The organism is Streptomyces sp. NPDC048644, assembly GCF_043199105.1.
In the GTDB taxonomy this organism is placed as follows: Bacteria; Actinomycetota; Actinomycetes; order Streptomycetales; family Streptomycetaceae; genus Streptomyces.
Map to the genome: position 1 here is coordinate 512,509 of NZ_JBICVO010000001.1, position 19,378 is coordinate 531,886.

General features: G+C 73.5%; 18 protein-coding genes and 1 other RNA gene. 7 read left to right on the forward strand and 12 right to left on the reverse strand.

The window, feature by feature from the left end:
* Window positions 1-34: 34 nt before the first annotated feature.
* Both ACGFNI_RS02280 and ACGFNI_RS02285 read right to left on the reverse strand, forming a co-directional pair.
* On the reverse strand, window positions 35-1,108 hold the full coding sequence (locus ACGFNI_RS02280; protein ID WP_393680331.1) for a serine hydrolase domain-containing protein: 1,074 nt from the start codon (window positions 1,106-1,108) through the stop codon (window positions 35-37).
* A gap of 56 nt (window positions 1,109-1,164) precedes the next feature.
* The gene (locus ACGFNI_RS02285; RefSeq protein WP_393679780.1) at window positions 1,165-2,487 is read right to left on the reverse strand and encodes a multidrug effflux MFS transporter; all 1,323 of its coding nucleotides are present in this window, start codon (window positions 2,485-2,487) and stop codon (window positions 1,165-1,167) included.
* 161 nt (window positions 2,488-2,648) lie between these two features.
* On the opposite strand from ACGFNI_RS02285, the gene ACGFNI_RS02290 reads away from it, so the two are divergent.
* From ACGFNI_RS02290 to ACGFNI_RS02300, 3 genes are read left to right on the forward strand one after another with little or no spacing between them, the layout of a single operon-like run.
* Window positions 2,649-3,560, forward strand: coding sequence for a DUF4429 domain-containing protein (locus tag ACGFNI_RS02290; protein ID WP_393679782.1), 912 nt, complete (start codon window positions 2,649-2,651; stop codon window positions 3,558-3,560).
* 42 nt (window positions 3,561-3,602) lie between these two features.
* The gene (locus tag ACGFNI_RS02295; RefSeq protein WP_393679784.1) at window positions 3,603-4,415 is read left to right on the forward strand and encodes an SDR family oxidoreductase; all 813 of its coding nucleotides are present in this window, start codon (window positions 3,603-3,605) and stop codon (window positions 4,413-4,415) included.
* Between the two features lie 53 nt (window positions 4,416-4,468).
* A complete protein-coding gene (locus tag ACGFNI_RS02300) occupies window positions 4,469-5,362 on the forward strand; it encodes a PhzF family phenazine biosynthesis protein (RefSeq protein ID WP_393679786.1) in 894 nt (297 codons plus the stop codon).
* A gap of 275 nt (window positions 5,363-5,637) precedes the next feature.
* Here the strand turns inward: ACGFNI_RS02300 and ACGFNI_RS02305 are convergent, their stop codons facing one another.
* The 3 genes from ACGFNI_RS02305 to ACGFNI_RS02315 form a co-directional block, all read right to left on the reverse strand.
* Window positions 5,638-5,961 carry an Lsr2 family protein gene (locus ACGFNI_RS02305; protein ID WP_393679788.1) on the reverse strand — a complete coding sequence of 108 codons (324 nt, stop codon included), beginning with the start codon at window positions 5,959-5,961 and terminating at the stop codon, window positions 5,638-5,640.
* A 336-nt stretch (window positions 5,962-6,297) separates the two neighbouring features.
* An RNA gene (rnpB, locus tag ACGFNI_RS02310) (RNase P RNA component class A) lies at window positions 6,298-6,725 on the reverse strand.
* A 62-nt stretch (window positions 6,726-6,787) separates the two neighbouring features.
* Window positions 6,788-8,299, reverse strand: a complete 1,512-nt coding sequence (locus tag ACGFNI_RS02315; protein WP_393679790.1) for an RNB domain-containing ribonuclease — start codon at window positions 8,297-8,299, stop codon at window positions 6,788-6,790.
* 165 nt (window positions 8,300-8,464) lie between these two features.
* Between ACGFNI_RS02315 and yaaA the strand changes: the two genes are divergently transcribed.
* Together yaaA and eda are read left to right on the forward strand one after the other, a co-directional pair.
* The gene (gene yaaA, locus ACGFNI_RS02320; protein ID WP_393679791.1) at window positions 8,465-9,262 is read left to right on the forward strand and encodes a peroxide stress protein YaaA; all 798 of its coding nucleotides are present in this window, start codon (window positions 8,465-8,467) and stop codon (window positions 9,260-9,262) included.
* A gap of 63 nt (window positions 9,263-9,325) precedes the next feature.
* Window positions 9,326-9,988, forward strand: coding sequence for a bifunctional 4-hydroxy-2-oxoglutarate aldolase/2-dehydro-3-deoxy-phosphogluconate aldolase (gene eda, locus ACGFNI_RS02325; RefSeq protein WP_393679793.1), 663 nt, complete (start codon window positions 9,326-9,328; stop codon window positions 9,986-9,988).
* Window positions 9,989-10,076: 88 nt separating this feature from the next.
* Here eda and ACGFNI_RS02330 read toward each other — a convergent pair whose 3' ends face one another.
* From ACGFNI_RS02330 to ACGFNI_RS02345, 4 genes are all read right to left on the reverse strand, one after another.
* On the reverse strand, window positions 10,077-11,267 hold the full coding sequence (locus ACGFNI_RS02330) for a bifunctional RNase H/acid phosphatase (protein ID WP_393679795.1): 1,191 nt from the start codon (window positions 11,265-11,267) through the stop codon (window positions 10,077-10,079).
* Window positions 11,268-11,270: 3 nt separating this feature from the next.
* Window positions 11,271-12,014 carry a zinc ribbon domain-containing protein gene (locus ACGFNI_RS02335; protein WP_393680333.1) on the reverse strand — a complete coding sequence of 248 codons (744 nt, stop codon included), beginning with the start codon at window positions 12,012-12,014 and terminating at the stop codon, window positions 11,271-11,273.
* Window positions 12,011-12,886, reverse strand: coding sequence for a Nif3-like dinuclear metal center hexameric protein (locus ACGFNI_RS02340; protein ID WP_393679796.1), 876 nt, complete (start codon window positions 12,884-12,886; stop codon window positions 12,011-12,013). The genes ACGFNI_RS02335 and ACGFNI_RS02340 overlap by 4 nt, the downstream gene beginning before the upstream one ends.
* Before the next feature lie 100 nt (window positions 12,887-12,986).
* Window positions 12,987-14,021 carry an ABC transporter substrate-binding protein gene (locus ACGFNI_RS02345; RefSeq protein WP_393679798.1) on the reverse strand — a complete coding sequence of 345 codons (1,035 nt, stop codon included), beginning with the start codon at window positions 14,019-14,021 and terminating at the stop codon, window positions 12,987-12,989.
* A 248-nt stretch (window positions 14,022-14,269) separates the two neighbouring features.
* Between ACGFNI_RS02345 and ACGFNI_RS02350 the strand changes: the two genes are divergently transcribed.
* On the forward strand, window positions 14,270-15,799 hold the full coding sequence (locus ACGFNI_RS02350; RefSeq protein WP_393679800.1) for a hypothetical protein: 1,530 nt from the start codon (window positions 14,270-14,272) through the stop codon (window positions 15,797-15,799).
* Window positions 15,800-15,950: 151 nt separating this feature from the next.
* Window positions 15,951-16,118 (forward strand): hypothetical protein, encoded by a 168-nt coding sequence (locus ACGFNI_RS02355; RefSeq protein WP_393679802.1) that lies wholly within the window; start codon window positions 15,951-15,953, stop codon window positions 16,116-16,118.
* A 77-nt stretch (window positions 16,119-16,195) separates the two neighbouring features.
* Here the strand turns inward: ACGFNI_RS02355 and ACGFNI_RS02360 are convergent, their stop codons facing one another.
* From ACGFNI_RS02360 to ACGFNI_RS02370, 3 genes are all read right to left on the reverse strand, one after another.
* Window positions 16,196-17,137, reverse strand: coding sequence for a 3-oxoacyl-ACP reductase (locus ACGFNI_RS02360; protein WP_393679803.1), 942 nt, complete (start codon window positions 17,135-17,137; stop codon window positions 16,196-16,198).
* Between the two features lie 79 nt (window positions 17,138-17,216).
* Complete coding sequence (locus ACGFNI_RS02365) at window positions 17,217-18,293, reverse strand: Zn-dependent alcohol dehydrogenase (RefSeq protein WP_393679805.1); 1,077 nt, start codon at window positions 18,291-18,293, stop codon at window positions 17,217-17,219.
* A gap of 61 nt (window positions 18,294-18,354) precedes the next feature.
* Complete coding sequence (locus ACGFNI_RS02370) at window positions 18,355-19,239, reverse strand: MaoC/PaaZ C-terminal domain-containing protein (RefSeq protein WP_393679807.1); 885 nt, start codon at window positions 19,237-19,239, stop codon at window positions 18,355-18,357.
* Between the last annotated feature and the right edge of the window lie 139 nt (window positions 19,240-19,378).

Here is a 19,378-nt window from a genome sequence, read left to right on the forward strand (position 1 = left end):
CGGCGCGGCGGGGCCGTCCGAGTGCCCAGGCCGCTCAGTGCCGCCGTGCCGCGCGGGCCAGGCAGGTCGCCGCCGCGGCACGGGGCCCGCTGCCGCCGTCGCGGCGCCGTGGGTGGACGGTGTTGGCGAGCAGCACGAGGAACGTGTCGGTGGCGCGGTCCACGACCAGGCTGGTGCCGGTGAAGCCGGTGTGGCCCGCGGCGCCGCGGCCGGCCAGCTCGCCCATGAAGTACGGCTGGTCGACGGCGAAGCCGAGTCCTGGTGGCTCCAGCAGGGCCGCGACCGTGGCGGGCCGCAGGATCCGCGCGGCGCCGTACGCGCCGCCGTTGAGCAGCGTCCGGCACAGCACCGCCAGGTCCTGGGCGGTGGAGAAGAGCCCCGCGTGGCCGGCCACCCCGCCCAGCGCCCAGGCGTTCTCGTCGTGCACCTCGCCGCGCACCATGCCGCGGTCCGCCTTCGCCCACGGCCGCCGCTGGTCCTCGGTCGCCGCCACCCCCTGCGGCGCCAGCGGCCCGAAGGACGTGCTGCGCATGCCCAGCGGCCCGGTGATGCCCTCGCGCACCAGGGCGTCGAGGCGCTGCCCGGTGCACTGTTCGATGAGCAGTTGGAGGGCGATGAGGTTGAGGTCGGAGTAGCGGTGGCCGCTGCCGGGGCGGCCGTCGGGCGCGGCGGCCTGGGCCCACAGCATCTCCAGCTGGGCGGCCCGCCCGCGCCGTTCGTACAGCGGCAGTTCGGGGCGGAGCCCGGAGGTGTGGGTGAGCAGCTGCCGGACGGTGATGCCGGGCGCGAAGGCGGGCAGCCTGGCGCGTACCTCTTCGTCGAGTGACAGCCTGCCGTGCTCGGCCTGCTGGAGTGCGGCGAGCGCGGTGAAGAGCTTGGTGAGCGAAGCGAGGTCGAAGACGGTGCCGACCCGCGTGCGCTCCCACAGGTCGCGGGGCAGGTCCACGCCGCGGTCCTTCCCCGGGTCGTAGGCGCGGTAGCGGACCGCCCAGCCCGTCGCGGCCTCCGCGGCGACGACCGGGCCGCGCCCGGCGATTACGACGGCGCCCGCGCACCATGCGGGGCGGCCGTCCGGCAGCGCGCGCACGCCGCTGACCAGCCGTTGCATCCACACGGTCGCGAGCCGCGCCTCGCCCGGCGTGCCGGGTCTGAGTGTCGGTGCGTTCAGAGCACGGTCCTCTCGCCTTCGGTGCCCCCGTCGGTCACCTCCCTACGCTGCCACGGACGGCACATCCCCAGGAAGCTCACGAGCGCCAATACGGCGCATCCGAGCTGGACGACGGCCATCGGCACGGCGGTGTGCTCGCCCGCGATGCCCACCAGCGGGGAGGCGACCGAGCCGAGCAGGAAGGTCGAGGTGCCCAGGAGCGCGGAGGCGGATCCGGCCGCGTGCGGGGTGCGCAGCAGGGCCAGGGTGTTGGTGCTGGGCATGACCAGGCCCATGGCCGACATCAGCACGAAGAGGCCGGCGGCCATCGGCCACAGCCCGACAGTGCCGAAGACGCCGGACGACATCAGCAGCAGCGCGGCGGCGGCGACGGCCACCAGCGTCAGGCCCACGCCCAGCACCCGGTTCAGGCTGACCCGGCCGACGAGCACCTTGCCGTTGAGCTGGCCGACCAGGACCAGGCCGACGGAGTTGACGCCGAACAGCAGGCTGAAGGTCTGCGGGGACGCGCCGTAGATCTCCTGGATGACGAACGGCGAGGCGGAGATGTACGCGAAGAGGGCGGCGAAGGCGAAGGCGCCGACCATCAGGTAGCCGGAGAACGCCCGGTCGGCGAGGAGGTCGCGCATGGTGCGCAGGGTCTGGCCCAGGCCGCCGGAATGGCGCCGCTCGGGCGGCAGCGTCTCGTGGAGCGTGCGCCAGACGACGGTGGTCAGCAGCACGCCGACGACGGTCAGCACGGCGAAGACCCCGCGCCAGTCGGTGACTTGGAGGATCTGGCCGCCGATCAGCGGGGCGACGACCGGCGCCACCCCGGAGATCAGCATCAGGGTGGAGAAGAACCTGGCCATCGCCACGCCGTCGTACAGGTCACGGACCACCGCCCGCGCGATGACGATGCCGGCCGCGCCCGCCAGGCCCTGGAGCAGGCGGAAGGCGATGAGGATCTCGACGTTCGTGGCGATGGCGCACAGCGCGGTGGCCAGCACGTAGATCACCATGCCGGCCAGCAGCGGGCGGCGGCGGCCCCACTTGTCGCTCATCGGGCCGACGATCATCTGGCCGAGCGCCATGCCCGCGAGGCAGGTGGTGAGGGTGAGCTGGACGGTGGCGGCCGGGCTGTGCAGCGAGGTGGTGACCTCCGGCAGGGCCGGCAGGTACATGTCCATGGAGAGCGGCGGGACCGCCGTGAGGCCGCCGAGTACGAGGGTGACGAGGAGTCCGGTGCGGCGGGACGCGGACGGTGCTGCCACCGCGCCCCGCTCGGCTATGGGGGGAAGATCCTGGTTCGCGGCCGTGCCGGTGCCGGCGTCCGTCATGTGCGTCTCCGTCTTTTGTTGAGGGCTGCACCATGGTGTCACGCACCGCCCTGATCACCGGCTGGTCGGCCCTCGGCCCTTGGACCTACGTCCGTCCCGGGATGCGCCGCATCCGTCGCCGTCGGCCCGGCCCTACGGGGCCGCCCCGTAGGATCCGGTGCATGGCTGAACTGATGGTGCGCGACGGCACGTGGACCTTCGACGGCGACGCCGTACGGATGGTGCCGGGGCGCGAACGCGGGGTGCACCAACTGCGGCAGGACCTCGGCGAGTACGCCGTTCCGCTGGCGGCGCTGGCGGGCATCGCCTACGAACCGGCCCGCAAGGGCGGCCGGCTGCGGCTGCGGATCCGGGACGGTGCCGATCCGCTGCTCCAGGTGACCGGCGGCGGGCTGCCGGCCGACGCGAACCCGTACCAGCTTTCGGTGGACGCGGGCAGGACCGACGTCGCGGAGTACTTCGTCCACGAGGTGCGGCAGGCGCTGACCCTCGAACAGGTCCCGGAGGGGCCCGCCGACCGCTACCTGCTGCCGGGGCCGGCCGTGCCCCTGTCGGCGGCCGGTGTGGACGGCCTCGCCACCTTCGACGGCGAGCGGGTACGCATCGAATGGCGCTGGAACACCAGCGAGAACAAGAAGCACGCGGGCCCCAGGGACTTCCCCCTGGCCGGCCTGGAAGCGGTGGAGTGGCGCGCCGCCGTCGGCCTGGAGTCGGGCTTCCTGCGTTTCCGCCCGCGCGGCACGACCCCGCACATGAAGCCCGAGCACGACCCCAACGCCATCGAGCTGTGGGGCTTCAAGAAGGAGAGCGGGCGAACGGCCCTGCTGGCCGCGGCGGTTGCCGCCCGGCTCCCCCACCCGTCGGCCGGCCCGGCCCTCCTGTCCAAGGCCACCGCCGTGCCCCCGCCCGCGCCGGAGCCGGCCGGTGAAGGCACCGCGTCCGGCAACGACCACGACGCACTCCTGCGCCGCCTGCGCGAACTGGGCGAGCTGCACCGCGACGGCGTCCTCACCGAAGAGGAATTCACCACCGCGAAGGCCGCCGTGCTCCGCAGCTTCCACTCCGCGGGCTGAGACGGGGCGGCGCCGGGCCGCCCCGCCGCCTACCCTGCCGCCATGACACAGCACACCCAGGCATCCGGAGGGCCCGCCCGGTGCGGGGACGGGACGGCGGACGGCGCACGGGTCGCGGTGGTCACCGGCGCCGGATCCGGCATCGGACGGGCGGTCGCGCACGCCCTGACCGCGGCCGGCTGGCACGTCGCACTGGCCGGCCGGCGCGCCGACGCGCTCGCCGAAACCGCCGCGGGCGCGGACCGCCCCGGCTCCCCCGCCGCCCTCACCGTCCCCACCGACGTCACCCGCCCCGGCGACGTCGACACCCTCTTCGCCGCCGTCCACGACCGCTTCGGCCGCCTCGACCTGCTGTTCAACAACGCCGGCACCTTCGGCCCCCCGGTCGCCCTGGACGCGCTGTCCTACGACGACTGGCGGACGGTCGTCGACACCAACCTCACCGGCGCCTTCCTGTGCGCGCAGGCCGCCTTCCGCGCGATGAGGGCCCAGGACCCGCAGGGCGGCCGGATCATCAACAACGGCTCGCTCTCCGCGCACGTACCGCGCCCGCAGTCGCTCGCCTACACCGCGACCAAGCACGCCATGACCGGACTGACCAAGTCCCTTTCCCTGGAGGGCCGTCCGTACCGGATCGCCTGCGGACAGCTCGACATCGGCAACGCCGCGACCGAGATGACCGGACGGATGCGCACCGGCATCCTCCAGGCCGACGGGCGCACCGCACCCGAACCGGTGATGGACGCGGCCGATGTCGCCCGCACCGTCGTCCACATGGCGTCCCTGCCGCTGGAGGCCAACGTCCAGTTCGCGACGGTGATGGCGACGAACATGCCCTACATCGGGCGGGGTTGACGGCGTCCGCCCGGCACGGGAATAGCCCGCGGGGCAGCCGGGTTCTCCCCGCCATGACACGCGAAGCCGCCGCAGGGGACACCGCCCGCGCCCCCGAGATCCTGCGCTACACCGCCTTTTCCGACGACCCCGAGGGCGGCAATCCGGCCGGCGTCGTGCTGGATGCCGGCGGACTGGACGACGCCGCGCAGCTCGCCGTCGCCGCCGGTCTCGGCTACTCCGAGACCGCCTTCCTCACCGCCGCGCCCGAGGGCCTGGGCGAGGCGGGCCGCGCGTTCACCGTCCGCTACTTCAGCCCGCTCGCCGAGGTGCCGTTCTGCGGGCACGCGACGGTCGCCGCCGCCGTCGCGCTCGCCGAACGCATCGGCGCGGGCGACCTGCTCTTCGCCACCCAGGCAGGGCCCGTACCGGTCACGGTCGGCGAGCGGGACGGCGCCCTGCGGGCCACCCTCACCAGCGTCGAGCCGCAGGTCACAGCCGTCGCCGATGCCGACGTCACCGAGGCTCTCGCGGCCCTGGACTGGGCCGCGTCCGACCTGGATCCCGGCCTGCCGCCCCGCATCGCCTACGCGGGCGCCCGCCATCTCGTGCTCGCCGCCGCCACCCGCGACCGCCTGGCGCGGCTGGCGTACGACTTCGACCGGCTGGCCGCCCTCATGCGGCGCCTGGACCTGACCACCCTGCAACTGGTCTGGCGGGAGAGCGATTCCGTCTTCCACGTCCGCGACCCGTTCCCCGTCGGCGGCGTCGTCGAAGACCCGGCGACCGGCGCCGCAGCCGCCGCCTTCGGCGCCTACGCCCGCACCCTCGGCGTGGTGTGCGCCCCGGTCACCCTCACCCTCCACCAGGGCCATGACCTGGGCCGCCCCGGCGTGCTGACCGTCGAGCTGCGGGACGGCGACCCCCGCTCGCACGTCAGCGGCACGGCGACGGCCCTCCCCGCCTGACCCCGCCTTTACACACCCATGGGCCCCCTTCCGATGACCGGAAGGGGGCCCATGGGCGGTAAGTCCGCGACGCGTGAAGGAATGCCGGTCCGGCCGGGTTCGGTATCCGCAATACCACTCGCCGGGCCTTCCCGAAGCCGCCTTCCCGATTTTCGCAGCCGCTCCGCTTTACGTTGCCATTAACCGTTCTGCCCGGAATTACTGAGCACCGGAACGGGCGGAACGCCGGCCGCGGGCGGTCACACTCGCCGCAGGATCGGCGGTTGTGCACGCCGCTACTTCGCCTTTGCGTATGCCTCACGAATGTCGGCGGGAACGCGCCCGCGGTCGTTGACGTTGTAGCCGTTCTCCTTGGCCCACGCCCTGATGGCCGCGGTGTCCTCACTGCTCGCCGCAGCATTGCGCGGCTTACGGGCCTTCCCGGTCCGACGGCCGACCTTCGTGAAAGGCGCCATGGCCTCCAGCAGCCGGTCGTAGCTGTCAGGACCCAAATCCAGTTCGTACGTCACACCGTCGAGGGAGAGGGTGTGGGTCGCGGCCTCCGAAGACTCTTCGCCCGTGAGGTCGTCCGTGTAGATGGTGATTACTTTCTGTGCCATGAGCGTGATTGTACGGCCGAATGGGCCCCCTACAACACCAGGGGAAAAGCACCGCCGATGCCCTTCGCCCGGTCTCCGTTCACGGACTTCGCGGACGACTTCGTTCACGGACTTCCCGACGGCTTCGGAGTTGTCCGAGTCCGCCTTCTTCTGCCATCCGGCAGATCACCTCGGTCTGCCGGATATCCGGTTCCGGGTTATCGGCGGACCGGCATTCCGGCCACCCGGATCCGCGCGACCCCCGGCGCGGCAACCGGCCCGGCGTCCGGGCACCCACGCAAAGGCCCCCTGACCTGGCAAAGTACCAGGCCGGGGGGCCTTCTGCCGACTGGGCGGCGGACGAGTCCGGCCTGTACGCCGGGTTTTGTCTCCCCCGGTCCTTGCGGGCCGAGGGGAGGCGGCCATCCATCTAGGACTGCCGTTGCCGGCAGTCTCGTGCGGTCTACCCGCGGACTCGGGCGGGCAGCCCTCGATCGTCCGCGCAGGACCGGCGCCCTCTTCAGGACGTCGGCCCCTCTTGACCTTGCTCCGGGTGGGGTTTACCGAGCCCTCCGAGTCACCTCGGAGGCTGGTGGTCTCTTACACCACCGTTTCACCCTTACCTGGGCCTTACGGCCCCGGCGGTCTGTTTTCTGTGGCACTGTCCCGCGGGTCACCCCGGGTGGGCGTTACCCACCACCCTGCCCTGTGGAGCCCGGACGTTCCTCGGGAGGATGCGCATGTCCGAAGACATCCGGTCCCCACGCGACCGCCCGGCCGGCTCGTCCGCCGTGCCGACCATGCTACCCGGCCCCGGGACACGTACCGGACGGCCGGTCCGTGGTCGTCACACCGGCATGAAGCGGACCGGGTCGCGGCCCGGGTCGGCGTCCGCGAGACGGACGCGGATGCGGTCGCCCAGCGGGAGGGCGGGGCCGTCGGGCCGGGCGGCGACCCGGCCGATCACGGCCGGGTCGTAGAGGTGCACGGTGCCCTGTGTCGGGTCGTTCTCCTGGACGTCGACGACGAGGGCGTCGAAGGTCTCGCCGATCCGCCCCCGCATCAGTGCGGCCTCGACGAGGTCGACGCACTCCCGCTCGACCTGGTTGGCGCGCCGGGTGCCGGTGTCCATGGTGGCCGGGAGTCCCGGCAGCGCGCCGCGGGCCCAGCCGGGCGCGCCGACCCCGGCGGAGGCGGCCAGGCACAGTTCGGAGGCGTAGCGGTCGACGAGCCTGCGCAGCGGGGCGGTGACGTGCGCGTAGGGCGCGGCGACGGCGGAGTGCACGGCGGCGGCCGGGTCGGGTGCGGTGCCGTCGAAGGCGGTGTAGCCGGCGCCGCGGAGCAGGGTGGTGCACTCCTGGAGGAAGGCGGCGTGTGTGGTGCGGCGCGGGTCGAGGGTGCGGATGAGGGCGGCGTACGAGGTGTGGTGCGGCCAGTCGACGCCGAGGGCGCGGGCGGTCAGCCGCAGCCGGGCGACCGAGCCGTCCGGTGCGGTGGGCAGCGTGCGCAGGATGCCGGTGCCGGACGCGAGCATCAGGCCGGCCGCCGCCATGCCGGTGAGCAGGGAGATCTGGGCGTTCCAGGCTTCGGCGGGGAGCGGGGCGCGGTAGGCGAGCGTGTAGCCGCCGTCCCGCTCGACGATCTCCTGTTCGGGGACGTGCAGCGAGATCGCGCCCCGGGCGACCTCCTGTTCCTCCCGCAGGATGCCGATGTCGCGGAGCAGCGCGAGCGGTTCCTCGGCCGTGCCGTCGTCGAGGGTGCGCTGGACTCCTGCGTAGTCGAGCCGGGCGCGGGAGCGGACCAGGGCGCGGCGGACGGACACCGTGGTGACGGTGCCGTCGGCGTCCAGGTCCAGTTCCCACAGGACGGCCGGGCGGTCCTGGTCGGGCAGCAGGCTGGCGGCGCGCTCGCTGATCGCGTACGGGTGCAGCGGGATGCGTTCGTCGGGGAAGTAGAGGGTGGTGACGCGGTGGTGCGCCTCGGCGTCCAGGGCGCCGCCGGGGGTGACGAAGGCGGCGGCGTCGGCGATGGCGTAGTGGACGCGGTAGCCGCTGCGGGCGGTGGGACGGGTGGCGCCCGGCGCGGTGCGGCGGCTCAGGAACATCGCCTGGTCGAGGTCCTGGGATCCGGGCGGGTCGATGGTGAAGAGCGGCAGGTCCGTGACGTCGGTGAGGGTGTCGGCCGTGGTCACGTCGCCGGTGGCCGTCGGGATGCGCGGGGACAGGGCCGCGCTGTCCGCCTCGGCCTGCGCCGTGGGCGGGAAGTGCTCCGGGATCTCCAGCTTCCAGCGCAGCTCACGCAGCGCGGCACGCAGGGGGGCCTGTGCTGCGTCGGTCACATGCATGCGGCGACGGGGCATGGCACCGAGCGTAGGGCGGCGGGGCCCGCGGGGCGCGGCGTGGCGGCGGGCCGGGCGAACGGGGGCGCCGGCGGCGGTTTCCCGGCGGGTGCCGCGCCGCCCTACCCTTTTCCGGGGCCGTGCCGAACGGGCGGGCCCGGCCGTACCGCCGTGAAGGAGAACGCCGTGCTCGTGCTGTTGCCGCCGTCCGAAGGGAAGGCCGCGGGGAAGGCCGGGGCGCCGCTGGATCCGGCGTCGCTCTCGCTGCCCGGTCTGGCCGCGCCGCGCGAGGCGGTGCTGGCGGAGCTGGTCGAGCTGTGTGCCGCGGACGAGGCCAAGGCCCAGGATGTGCTGGGGCTCAGCGACGGACTGCGGGGCGAGATCGCGAAGAACGCGGGGCTGCGCACCGCCGGGGCGCGGCCGGCCGGGGAGATCTACACCGGGGTGCTGTACGACGCGCTGGGCCCGGCCACCTTGGACGCGGCGGCGCGGGAGCGCGCCGAGCAATCGCTGCTGGTGTTCTCGGGGCTGTGGGGCGCGGTGCGGATCGGGGACCGGATTCCGTCGTACCGCTGCTCGATGGGGGTGAAGCTGCCGGGGCTCGGCGCGCTGGGTGCGTACTGGCGGGCGCCGATGGCCGAGGTGCTGCCGGCGGCTGCCGGTGACCACCTCGTCCTGGATCTGCGGTCGGCGGCGTATGCGACGGCGTGGAAGCCGAAGGGTGAGGTGGCCGGGCGTACGGCGACGGTGCGGGTGCTCCAGTCGAAGATCGTGGACGGGGTCGAGAAGCGGTCGGTGGTCAGCCATTTCAACAAGGCGACGAAGGGCCGGCTGGTGCGTGATCTGCTGACGGCCGGGGTGGATCCCGAGGGGCCTGCCGAGTTGGTGGAGGCGCTGCGCGCGCTGGGTTACGCGGTGGAGGCCGAGGCTCCGGCGAAGGGCGGCAAGGCGTGGGCGGTGGATGTGATCGTCACGGAGCTGTGAGACATCCGGCGAGCATTGCAGCATACGCAACGACCGTTGCGGAGAGTGGGTTGAGGGCGCACTATGGGCGGCGTGACTAGCGCCGCCTCCTCCCCCGTGCCCGCCGAGACCCCCTCGGTCCTCGGGCTCGCCCCCGTCATCCCGGTCGTCGTCGTGCGGGACGCCGCCGACGCCGTTCCGCTCGCCCGCGCCCTCGTGGCCGGCGGCCTGCCCGCGATCGAGGTGACGCTGCGGACCCCCGCCGCGCTGGACGCCATCTCGGCAATCGCCGACGAGGTCCCGGACGCCGTGGTCGGCGCCGGCACCCTGCTGACCCCCGAGCACGTCACCGCGGCCCGCGCGGCGGGTTCGCGTTTCCTGGTGAGCCCCGGCTGGTCGCCGCGGCTGCTGGGCGCCATGCGGGACTCAGGGGCGCCGTTCCTGCCCGGCGTCTCGACGGCGTCGGAGGTGGTGACGCTGCTGGACGAAGGCGTCACCGAGATGAAGTTCTTCCCGGCCGAGGCGGCGGGCGGCACGGCCTACCTGAAGTCACTGTCCTCGCCGCTGCCGCAGGCCAGGTTCTGCCCGACCGGCGGCATCGGCCTGGCGAGCGCGCCCGCGTACCTGGCGCTGCCCAACGTCGGCTGCGTGGGCGGCACATGGATGCTTCCGGCCGACGCGCTGGCCGCGAAGGACTGGGGCCGGGTCACCGAACTCGCCCGGGAGGCCGCGGCGTTGGCGGTCTGACCGCGGCGCGGCAGGGATGCCGAAGGGCCCGGCGCCCCGTCCTGTACGGGACGGAGCGCCGGGCCCTTCGCCGTGTGCGGCGCTCGGCTCAGCGCAGGTGCGAGGTGTCGTTCAGCAGCCGCAGCGAGGCGTTGCCGTCGGCGTAGTAGGCGACGGCCGACAGCGAGGCGGCGGACAGCTCCATTTTGAACAGCGACTCGGGCGGGGCGCCGAGCGCCAGCCTGACCAGGGTCTTGATGGGCGTGACGTGGGTGACCACCAGCACGGTGCGGCCCGCGTACCGGGCGATCAGCTTGTCGCGGGCCACCGCCACCCGGCGGGCGACCGCCGCGAACGACTCGCCGCCGCCGGTGGGTGCCGCCTTGGCCGAGCCCAGCCACGCGTCGAGGTCCTCGGGGTGACGCTCGCGCACCTCGGCGAAGGTCAGCCCCTCCCAGGCGCCGAAGTCCGTCTCGCGCAGCCCGTCCTCGACGCGGACGTCCAGGCCGAGCCGGGCGGCGACCGTGCCGGCGGTCTGCCGGCAGCGGCGCAGCGGGGAGCTGACGACGGCCTGGATCGTGCCGCGGGCGGCCAGGGCCGTGGCGGCTGCCTCGGCCTGCCGCAGTCCTGCGGGTGACAGCTCCGGGTCGGTGCCGCCGCTGCCGGAGAACCGCTTCTCCGGGGTCAGCGCGGTCTCGCCGTGCCGCAGCAGCGCGAACGTGGCGGGCGCGCCGAGGTCGGGGGCGCCCCAGCCGGCCGCCGGGGCGCTCGGCCGGGATTCGGCCGCCGCGCCGTCCGCCGCTTCGGCCGCCGCGTCCGCGGCGCGGGCGGCGCCGCTGCGGGCGGTGGCGAGGGCGGCGCGGGAGTCGCCCGGCTGCCACTGCTTGCCGATCTTCCCGGCGTCCATCGCCTCGTTGGCGAGCCGGTCGGCGTGCTTGTTCTTCTCGCGCGGGATCCACTCGTACGAGACCTGGTCCGCCGGGTGGACCGCCGCGGCCTCGGCGGCGAGCGGGCGCATGTCCGGGTGCTTGATCTTCCAGCGCCCCGACATCTGCTCCACGACGAGCTTGGAGTCCATCCGCACCTGGATCAGCGCCTGCGGGTCGAGCGCGTGCGCCGCCCGCAGCCCGGCGACCAGGCCCTTGTACTCGGCGACGTTGTTGGTCGCGGTGCCGATGAACTCGGCGGCCTCGGCCAGCGTCTCGCCGGTCGCCGGGTCGATGACGACGGCGCCGTACCCGGCGGGGCCCGGGTTGCCCCGTGAGCCGCCGTCCGCCTCGACGATGAACCTGTGCGGCACGGCCTACAGGCCCGATTCGGGGGTGCGCACCAGGATGCGGCTGCAGTTCTCGCAGCGTACGACCGTGTCGGCGGCTGCGGCCCGGACGTCGTTCAGCTCGGTGATGTCCAGCTCCAGGCGGCAGCCCTCGCAGCGCCGCTGGAAGAGCCGGGCGGCACCGACGCCGCCCTGCTTCGTGCGCAGCCGGTCGTAGAGCTTGAGGAGGTCGTCCGGGATGTCGGCGACGGTCAGCTCGCGCTCCTTGAGCACCGTCTCGGCCTCGGCGTCGATCTCGCCGCAGGCGGCGTCCCTGCGGGCGGTGGCGTCGTCGGCCTTGGCCTGGACGGAACCGACCCGGCCGGTCAGCTCGGTGACCCGCTCCTGGGCGGCCTCGCGGCGCTCCATGACCTCCAGGACGACGTCCTCCAGGTCGGCCTGGCGCTTGGCGAGCGAGGCGAGTTCGCGCTGGAGGTTCTCCAGGTCCTTGGGGGAGGTGACGGAGCCGGAGTCCAGGCGCTGCTGGTCGCGGGAGGCGCGCTGGCGCACCTGGTCCACGTCCTGCTCCGCCTTGGTCTGCTCGCGAGCGGTGTCACTCTCCTCGGTCTGGGCGGCGACGAGCAGGTCGCGCTGCTGGATGAGGTCGGCCTCCAGCGCCTGGAGCTCGGCCAGCTCAGGAAGGTTCTTGCGCTTGTGCGCGAGCTGGGTGAGCCGGACGTCCAGGGCCTGGACGTCGAGAAGACGGATCTGGTCGGCGGGCGCGGCGTTCAGCGTGGGGCTCCTGTGGTGTGCGTTGTTTCAGGGGGGCTGGAGAGGGGGGCGGACGCCGCGTGGGCGGTCCAGGGGTCGGTGACCGTGTGGGAGACGTGCGTGCGCAGTCCCCAGCCGTGCCGGTCGGAGACCGCGTCGAGCTGGGCCGCTGCCTGCTCGCACCACGGCCATTCGGTGGCCCAGTGGGCGGCGTCGAGCAGCGCCAGCGGGCTCTTCTGGGTGGCTTCGGATGCCGGGTGGTGGCGCAGGTCGGCGGTGAGGAACGCGTCCACACCGGCGGCCCGTACGTCGTCGAAGAGGCTGTCGCCCGAGCCGCCGGAGACCGCGAGGGTGCGGATCGGGCGGTCCGGGTCGCCGGCCGCGCGGATGCCCTGCGCGGTGGCGGGCAGGCGGGCGGCGGCGTACGCGGTGAGCTCGGCCAGCGTCATGGGGTGTCCGAGTTCGCAGATCCGGCCCAGGCCGCGGCGGCCGTGCGGGTCGGTCGCATCCGGCACCAGCGGGCCGGTGATCCGCAGGTCCAGGGCGCCGGCCAGGGCGTCCGAGACTCCGGGGTCGGCGGTGTCGGCGTTGGTGTGCGCGACGTGCAGGGCGATGTCGTGCTTGATGAGCGTGTGCACGACCTTGCCCTTGAAGGACGAGGCGGCGACCGTCGTCGTCCCGCGCAGGTAGAGCGGGTGGTGGGTGACGAGCAGGTCGGCGCCGAGCGTGACGGCCTCGTCGACGATCTCCTGGACCGGGTCGACGGCGAACAGGACGCGGCCGACCTCGGCTTCGGGGTCGCCGCAGACCGTGCCGACGGCGTCCCACTGTTCGGCCCGCTCGGGGGGCCACAGGGCGTCGAGCGCGGTGAGGACTTCAGACAGTGCGGGCACGGGGGGAAGGTTACCTCCCGCCCGTGCCCCGACGCCCCGTCGTACCCGGCCGGCGGCCCCGGCGGCCGGATCGGTACGCCGGGGCGGCCGGAGGGACCGGCTACTTGGTGACGAGGAAGCCGCGCAGGTCGTCCAGGACGCTGTCGGCCGCGGTGACGCCGAGGCCGAGGTACCAGGTCTCGTCCTTGACGTTCTTGGCGTGACCGTCCTTGACCGCCTGGAGCTTCTTCCACAGCGGGTTGCTCTCGGCGGTGGCGCGCTTGGTGGACTTGGGGTCGCCGTAGACGCCGGTGAAGATCCAGTCCGCGTCGGCCTGGTTGATGTTCTCCGGGCTGACCTCGGTGGCGAGGTCCTGCACCTGCTGGTTCTTCGGCCGCGGCAGGCCGACGTCCTTGAGGACGGTGCCGATGAAGGACTGCTGGGCGTAGAGGCGGGTGAACTGCGGCATGTAGCGCAGCATCGTGACGGTCGGCTTCTTCGGGCCGATGTCTTCGCCGAGCTTCTTCGCCTTGGCGTCGTACGCGGCGAGCTTGCTCTTGGCCTCGGCGGTCTTGTCCAGGGCCGCGGCGTTGAGGAGGTAGTTCTCCTTCCACGTGAAGCCGGGGCGGATGGAGAAGACGGTCGGGGCGATCTTGGCGAGCTGCTGGTACTGCTTCTCGGCGCGGAGCTTGCTGCCGAGGATCAGGTCGGGCTTGAGCTTGTTGATGGCCTCCAGGTTGAGGCCGTTGATGGTGCCGACGCTCTTGGGGTGGCCCGCGTCCTTCTTGAGGTAGTCCGGGATCGCCTCGTCGCCCTCGGTGGGGGCGTAGCCGACGGGCTTGATGCCGAGCGAGACGACGTTGTCGAGTTCGCCGACGTCGAGGACGACCACGCGCTTGGGTGCGGACTTCAGCGGGGTGCTGCCCATCGCGTGCTTGATGGTGCGCGGGAACTCGCCGGGCTTGGCGTCGGTGCCCATCTTCGCGGTTTCCTCGGCGGCCTTGCCGAAGTCCTTGCCGCCCTGCGCGACGGACTTGGAGCCCGCGCCGTTGCCGCTCTTGTCGGCGTCCCCTCCGGACGAGCCACAGGCCGTCAGCGCGAGGGCGCCGGCGGCGGCTAGTGCGGTGGCGGCGGCGCCGCGGCGGCGAAGGAACATCGCGTACTCCAGGGGAGATCGGGCTGCCGGGCGGGGCCGCGCGGGGGCGGAACCGCACCTACAGCACACACTGTGCACAACTTAGGCAGACCTAACTTTACGCACGCGTGAAACACCCAGCACAGCCGCCCCCACCAGTACCGGCGAATCGGACTATTGCCATCCTTATGCGTGAAGTGCCGCACCACGCGTTGATCGACTGGAAGTGCGAAAACTACCTTCGGTTCCTGACTGGAGGTGACCATCCGATGACGGTCTGTGTCATGGAGGACGTGACGGCGCTCGGAAGCCCGCACCGCGCGGCGCTGACGATCGCCGCCGACGGCTCGTACGCCGCACGGCTCGCACGTCACGACGACGCGGCAGGCAACTGGTATCCGGAGCGCTGGACGATGAACGGCCCGGAGCCCTACGCCGTGCCGCTGCCCGGCAATCAGCCGGAGGAGCCGGACAGCGAGCTGCTGCCGCTGGCCGACGGCCGGGTGCTGATCCGGCGGCGGATCGCCGAGCGGTTCGCCCTCTCCTTGCTGTACCCGACAGGACCGGGGACCGGTGAACTCCCGCTCGGCACCATCGAGGTGCCCGAGCTGACCCTGCTGCCGCCGGCACCCGGCGGCCGGCACGGCTACGCGCTGACCCCCGGCGATGAATCGACGTCGCTGTGGCTGGTGCACGGTGGCCGCCGCGGCCCCGAGCACCTGGCCGAGGTGCCGGGGCGCTGCACGGGCGGCGTCTGGCTCGACCACTACGGCGGGCTGCTCGCCGTCGACCAGGAGCTGGACGGCCGGACGAAAACGGTCGCCATCAACCTGGAGCGCGGTGGCGAAACGACTCTGCTGCTGGCGATCACCGAGGACAGCAACGACCGGCTGCTGCTTGCCGATCCGGACAGCGGACTGCTGATCGTGCGGTCCGACGCGCCGGGCCAGGACCGGCTGGGCTGGGGGGTACTGGGCAGCTCGCGTCCGGTGCGCTTCCCCGAGTCCCTGCACGCCGCGGGCCCCGCGCCGCTGCCGTTCGCCGTGCAGCCGGGGCAGATGCTCACCCCCGAGCGCTGCGCGGTGGCCTTCCGGCTCGACGCGGCGCAGGGCGGCACGCTCGGCGTCTGGCGGCCCGCGGGGAAGCGGCTGCGGCGGCTGCCGGCGCCCGAGGGGTGGCTGTCCGGCGCCGGCCGCTGGACACCCGGCGGCCAACTGCTGCTGCCGTACGTCACGGACGCGGTGCCCTGCGGAGTGGCCAGGATGGCCGTGCCGCTGGAGCCGGCCCGCGGGCGCTGGGTCCGCAGCTCAGAGCCGCTGCCGATGGCCGCCAGGACGCGACCCGCGCCGTCCGGCGCGCCCCTGCCCGCGGCGCCCCCGCCCGCACCCCCGCGGCCCGGTACGCCGCCCGAGCCGCCGGCCGACGTGCCGCCCGGGGCCCGCGCCGCAGCCCGCGACACCGGGAGGCTGCGGAACCTGCAGCACGTGCAACACCTGCGGAACGTACGGAACATGCAGGGTCTGCACAGCCTGCGGGCACCGGATGACGCATCCGGCATACACGACATGCACCCCCTGCGGACCTTCGGCGGGGTCGCCCGGTTCGGCACGGAGATCACCCCTGCTCCCCCGGATCCTGACAACGACTCCACAGCATCCTCACAACCGGACAGCCCGGCGCGGGAACCGTTCGCGGCGTCCGCGCATCCCTCTTCGTGCAGGCCGGTTCCGTTGCAACAGGCGCCGCTGGCGGCCGGGGAGGCCCGGTGGAGCGTGATCACCCGCCCCGTTAGAATTTGACGGGGGCCAGGGCGTGTCCGTTGGGGTGCCGCGACGCCACGGCGCCCCAACGGACACGCCCTACGCAGCCGGTTGACCCGGCCACCGACGGTGACGCCGCGGCGGTCCCGACGCGTACAGCCGTAAGCGAACTGACGGAGTGACTCTTTTCATGTCCGAAGCCCGAACCGACACGACCGAGGCGCGAACCCCGGAGGGTTCCGCCCAGGCCGCCGAGGCCACCGGCTCCGGGAGGCACCGCGGCCCGGCAGCGACGGAGGAGGCCAAAGAGGCCGCCAACGGCCGCCACCGCCGCGACAAGCAGCCCCAGAACGCCTAGGGGTCACCGCAGAGCCCCTCCACGGCCCCCGCCGCCTTCATCCGAAGGCGGCGGGGGCCGTCGGTTTTCCCGCGCCGTCAGCCGCGTTTGAGGCCCAGCACCTCGGCGGCGCCGAAGGTCTCGTTCGGCGGGCGGTCGGCGTAGTACGGCGTCAGCAGCCCGTCGAGTTCCGCGTAGCTGAAGGCGTCCTTCGCGCTGTCGAACTTGGCGGCGATCCGGGGGCGTTCGGCGACCGCGACCATGCCGCCGTGCACCACCAGGAGCTGGCCGTTGACGCCGGCGGCGGCGGGTGAGGCCAGGTAGCCGACGAGCGGTGCGACGTGCTCGGGTGCCAGCGGGTCGAGCTGTCCTTCGCCCGGCTCGGCGAAGCCGGCGAAGACGTCCTCGGTCATCCGGGTGCGGGCGCGCGGGCAGATGGCGTTGGCGGTGACGCCGTACTTGGCGAGCGCCAGGGCCGTGGAGGTGGTCAGGCCGACGATGCCGCCCTTGGCCGCCGCGTAGTTGGGCTGGCCCGCCGCGCCTGCCAGGAACGCCTCGGACGAGGTGTTGACGATCCGGCCGTGGACCGGCCCGCCGGCCGCCTTGGAGCGGGCGCGCCAGTGGGCGGCGGCGAAGTGGGTGGTGTTGAAGTGGCCCTTGAGGTGGACGCGGATGACCGAGTCCCACTCGTCCTCGGTCATCGAGAAGATCATCCGGTCGCGCAGGATGCCCGCGTTGTTGACCAGGATGTCGAGTTTTCCGTAGCTGCTGATGGCCAACTCGACCAGTTCACGTGCCTGTTCGTGGTCGGCCACGTCGCCGGTGTGGGCGACGGCCCGGCCGCCGGCCGCGGTGATCTCGGCCGCGGTCCGCTCGGCGGGGGCCGCGGACGCGTCGCCCGAGCCGTCACGGCCCGGCGCGCCGAAGTCGTTGACGACGACGGCCGCGCCGAGGCGGGCCAGTTCCAGGGCCTCGGCGCGGCCCAGGCCGCGGCCGGCGCCGGTGACGACGGCGGTCAGGCCGTCCAGGGGCAGTGCCATGCCAGTCAATGCCGTTCCTTTCGGAGTGCGGTACGGGCGGCCGGCCGGCGGTGCGAAGGCCGGGCCCCGGTGCCGGGTGTCAGATCTCGATGCAGGTGCGCAGGGAGGTGCCGGTGCGCATCTGGTCGAGGGCGTCGTTGATGTCGGCGAGCGGGACGCGGTGGGTGATGAGCCCTTCGAGGTCGATCCGGCCGGCCCGCCACAGGGCGATGGCCCGCTCGTAGGACCGCAGGACGTCGCCGCCGCCGTAGAGCGACGGCAGGATCCGCTTCTCATCGAAGAACAGCTCGAACATGTTGACCTGGAAGGTGTCGTCCATCGCGCCCGCGCCGACCACGCACAGGGTGCCGCCGCGCCGGGTCGTCTCGTACGCGGTGCGGGCGGTGGCGGACTTGCCGACCACCTCGAAGACGTAGTCGAAGCCCTCCCCCGAGGTGATCTTGGCCTTGGCGTCGGCGAGTCCGTCGGGTTCGACGGCGTCGGTGGCGCCGAACCGCAGGGCGGCCTCGCGGCGGGCGGCCACCGGGTCGACGGCGACGATCCGGGCGGCGCCGCAGGCCCGCGCGCCCTGGATGACGGAGATGCCGACGCCGCCGCAGCCGATGACGGCGACCGACGAACCCGCCTCCACCTTCGCGGTGTTGACCGCGGCGCCGATGCCGGTGGTGACGCCGCAGCCGATGAGGGCGGCGATCTCGTACGGCACGTCGTCCGGGATGGGCACCGCGCAGTCGGCGGCGACCACGACCTCTTCGGCGAAGGTGCCGGTCCCGGCGAAACCGAAGACGTCCCCTTCGGCGCGCCGGAAGTTGGGTGTCCCGGCGTTCATGAAGCCGGCCAGGCACAGGTGGGTCTGGCCGCGCTTGCAGGAGGGACAGCTGCCGCAGGCGGGCAGCCAGCACATCAGGACGCGGTCGCCCTGCGCCAGTCCTGTGACGCCGTCGCCGACGTCGATGATCTCGCCGGCACCCTCGTGCCCGGGGACGAACGGCGCCGGCTGCGGCAGCACCCCGTTCATCGCGGACAGGTCGGAGTGGCACAGGCCGGTCGCCCGGACCCGCATCCTGACCTTGCCGGGGCCGAACCCCACCGCTTCGACGTCGTCGAGGACTTCGAGCGTGTCCTGCCCTGTCTCGTGCTGTACGGCTGCGCGCACGGTGCGGCTCCTTACGTAGGTAGGGCGGTGCGGGGGCGGGCCCCGGGAGGAGCCCGGTGGGTCAGCTGTGCTCGATGACGGTGTCGGCGAGCACCGGGGCGTCGTCGCGGTCCGCTGCGGTGACCGCGACCTGGATGCGGCCGGGTTCCGGTGCCTCGCGCCAGATGCGCAGGCGCAGCGTCTCGCCGGGGAAGACGACCCCGGCGAACCGGGTGGTGTAGGCGCGTACCCGGGAGACGTCGCCGCCGAGCGCGGTGTCGACGACGGCCTTGAGGGTGACTCCGTAGCTGCACAGGCCGTGCAGGATCGGCCGGTCGAAGCCGGCGAGCTTGGCGAACCCGGGGTCGGCGTGCAGCGGGTTCCAGTCGCCGGAGAGGCGGTAGAGCAGCGCCTGGTCCTCGCGGATGTGCCGTTCGCATCTCAGGTCGGGGGCGCGGTCGGGCAGGTCGATGCGGGCGGACGGGCCGCGCTCGCCGCCGAAGCCGCCCTCGCCGCGGACGAAGATCTGGGTGTCGCAGGTCCACAACGGCCCGTCGTCGTCGGCGACTTCGGAGCGCAGCACGATGACGGCGGCCTTGGTCTTGTCGTGGACGGCGGGGACGGTGGAGGTCTGGGTGGCGCGACCGCGTACCGGGAGGGGCCGGTGCACGGTGACGGTCTGGCCGCCGTGCAGGACGGCCGCGAGGTCGACGTCGATGCCGGGGGCGGAAAGACCGCCGGCCACCGCCATGCCTCCGCCTGCGACGGTGGCGAAGCTGGGCAGGACGTGCAGCGCGCTCTCCAGGGTGTAGCGCAGTTCGTCGGGGTCGGTGGCGGGGTGCGCCTTCTCCGGGGTGGCGGCGCCGGCGCCGATGCCGAGGTGGTAGAGCTGGACGTCCTTGTGGTCCCAGGCGAGTTCGCAGGTCCGCGGCTCGGCGGAGGTGGCCTTGGCGGCGTCGATGGGCATGGGGCTGTTGCTCCTTCACCACGCTGTGAAGACCCCGGCCCGCCGTCCGCACCGTCGGCGGGGCCGGGGTCGTACCGGTCTCGGCCGGGCCGCTTCCGGGGTGCGCCGGGACGCACTTCTAGAACGCGTTCTAGCCGAT

What these genes read in the sequence shown, in the direction of transcription:
- ACGFNI_RS02280 (WP_393680331.1), bottom strand. Translation starts at nt 1,108, where the DNA reads ATGCAACGGCTGGTCAGCGGCGTGCGCGCGCTGCCGGACGGCCGCCCC.
- ACGFNI_RS02285 (WP_393679780.1), bottom strand. Translation starts at nt 2,487, where the DNA reads ATGACGGACGCCGGCACCGGCACGGCCGCGAACCAGGATCTTCCCCCC.
- ACGFNI_RS02290 (WP_393679782.1), top strand. Translation starts at nt 2,649, where the DNA reads ATGGCTGAACTGATGGTGCGCGACGGCACGTGGACCTTCGACGGCGAC.
- ACGFNI_RS02295 (WP_393679784.1), top strand. Translation starts at nt 3,603, where the DNA reads ATGACACAGCACACCCAGGCATCCGGAGGGCCCGCCCGGTGCGGGGAC.
- ACGFNI_RS02300 (WP_393679786.1), top strand. Translation starts at nt 4,469, where the DNA reads ATGACACGCGAAGCCGCCGCAGGGGACACCGCCCGCGCCCCCGAGATC.
- ACGFNI_RS02305 (WP_393679788.1), bottom strand. Translation starts at nt 5,961, where the DNA reads ATGGCACAGAAAGTAATCACCATCTACACGGACGACCTCACGGGCGAA.
- ACGFNI_RS02315 (WP_393679790.1), bottom strand. Translation starts at nt 8,299, where the DNA reads ATGCCCCGTCGCCGCATGCATGTGACCGACGCAGCACAGGCCCCCCTG.
- eda (WP_393679793.1), top strand. Translation starts at nt 9,326, where the DNA reads ATGGGCGGCGTGACTAGCGCCGCCTCCTCCCCCGTGCCCGCCGAGACC.
- ACGFNI_RS02345 (WP_393679798.1), bottom strand. Translation starts at nt 14,021, where the DNA reads ATGTTCCTTCGCCGCCGCGGCGCCGCCGCCACCGCACTAGCCGCCGCC.
- ACGFNI_RS02350 (WP_393679800.1), top strand. Translation starts at nt 14,270, where the DNA reads ATGACGGTCTGTGTCATGGAGGACGTGACGGCGCTCGGAAGCCCGCAC.
- ACGFNI_RS02355 (WP_393679802.1), top strand. Translation starts at nt 15,951, where the DNA reads ATGTCCGAAGCCCGAACCGACACGACCGAGGCGCGAACCCCGGAGGGT.
- ACGFNI_RS02360 (WP_393679803.1), bottom strand. Translation starts at nt 17,137, where the DNA reads ATGGCACTGCCCCTGGACGGCCTGACCGCCGTCGTCACCGGCGCCGGC.
- ACGFNI_RS02370 (WP_393679807.1), bottom strand. Translation starts at nt 19,239, where the DNA reads ATGCCCATCGACGCCGCCAAGGCCACCTCCGCCGAGCCGCGGACCTGC.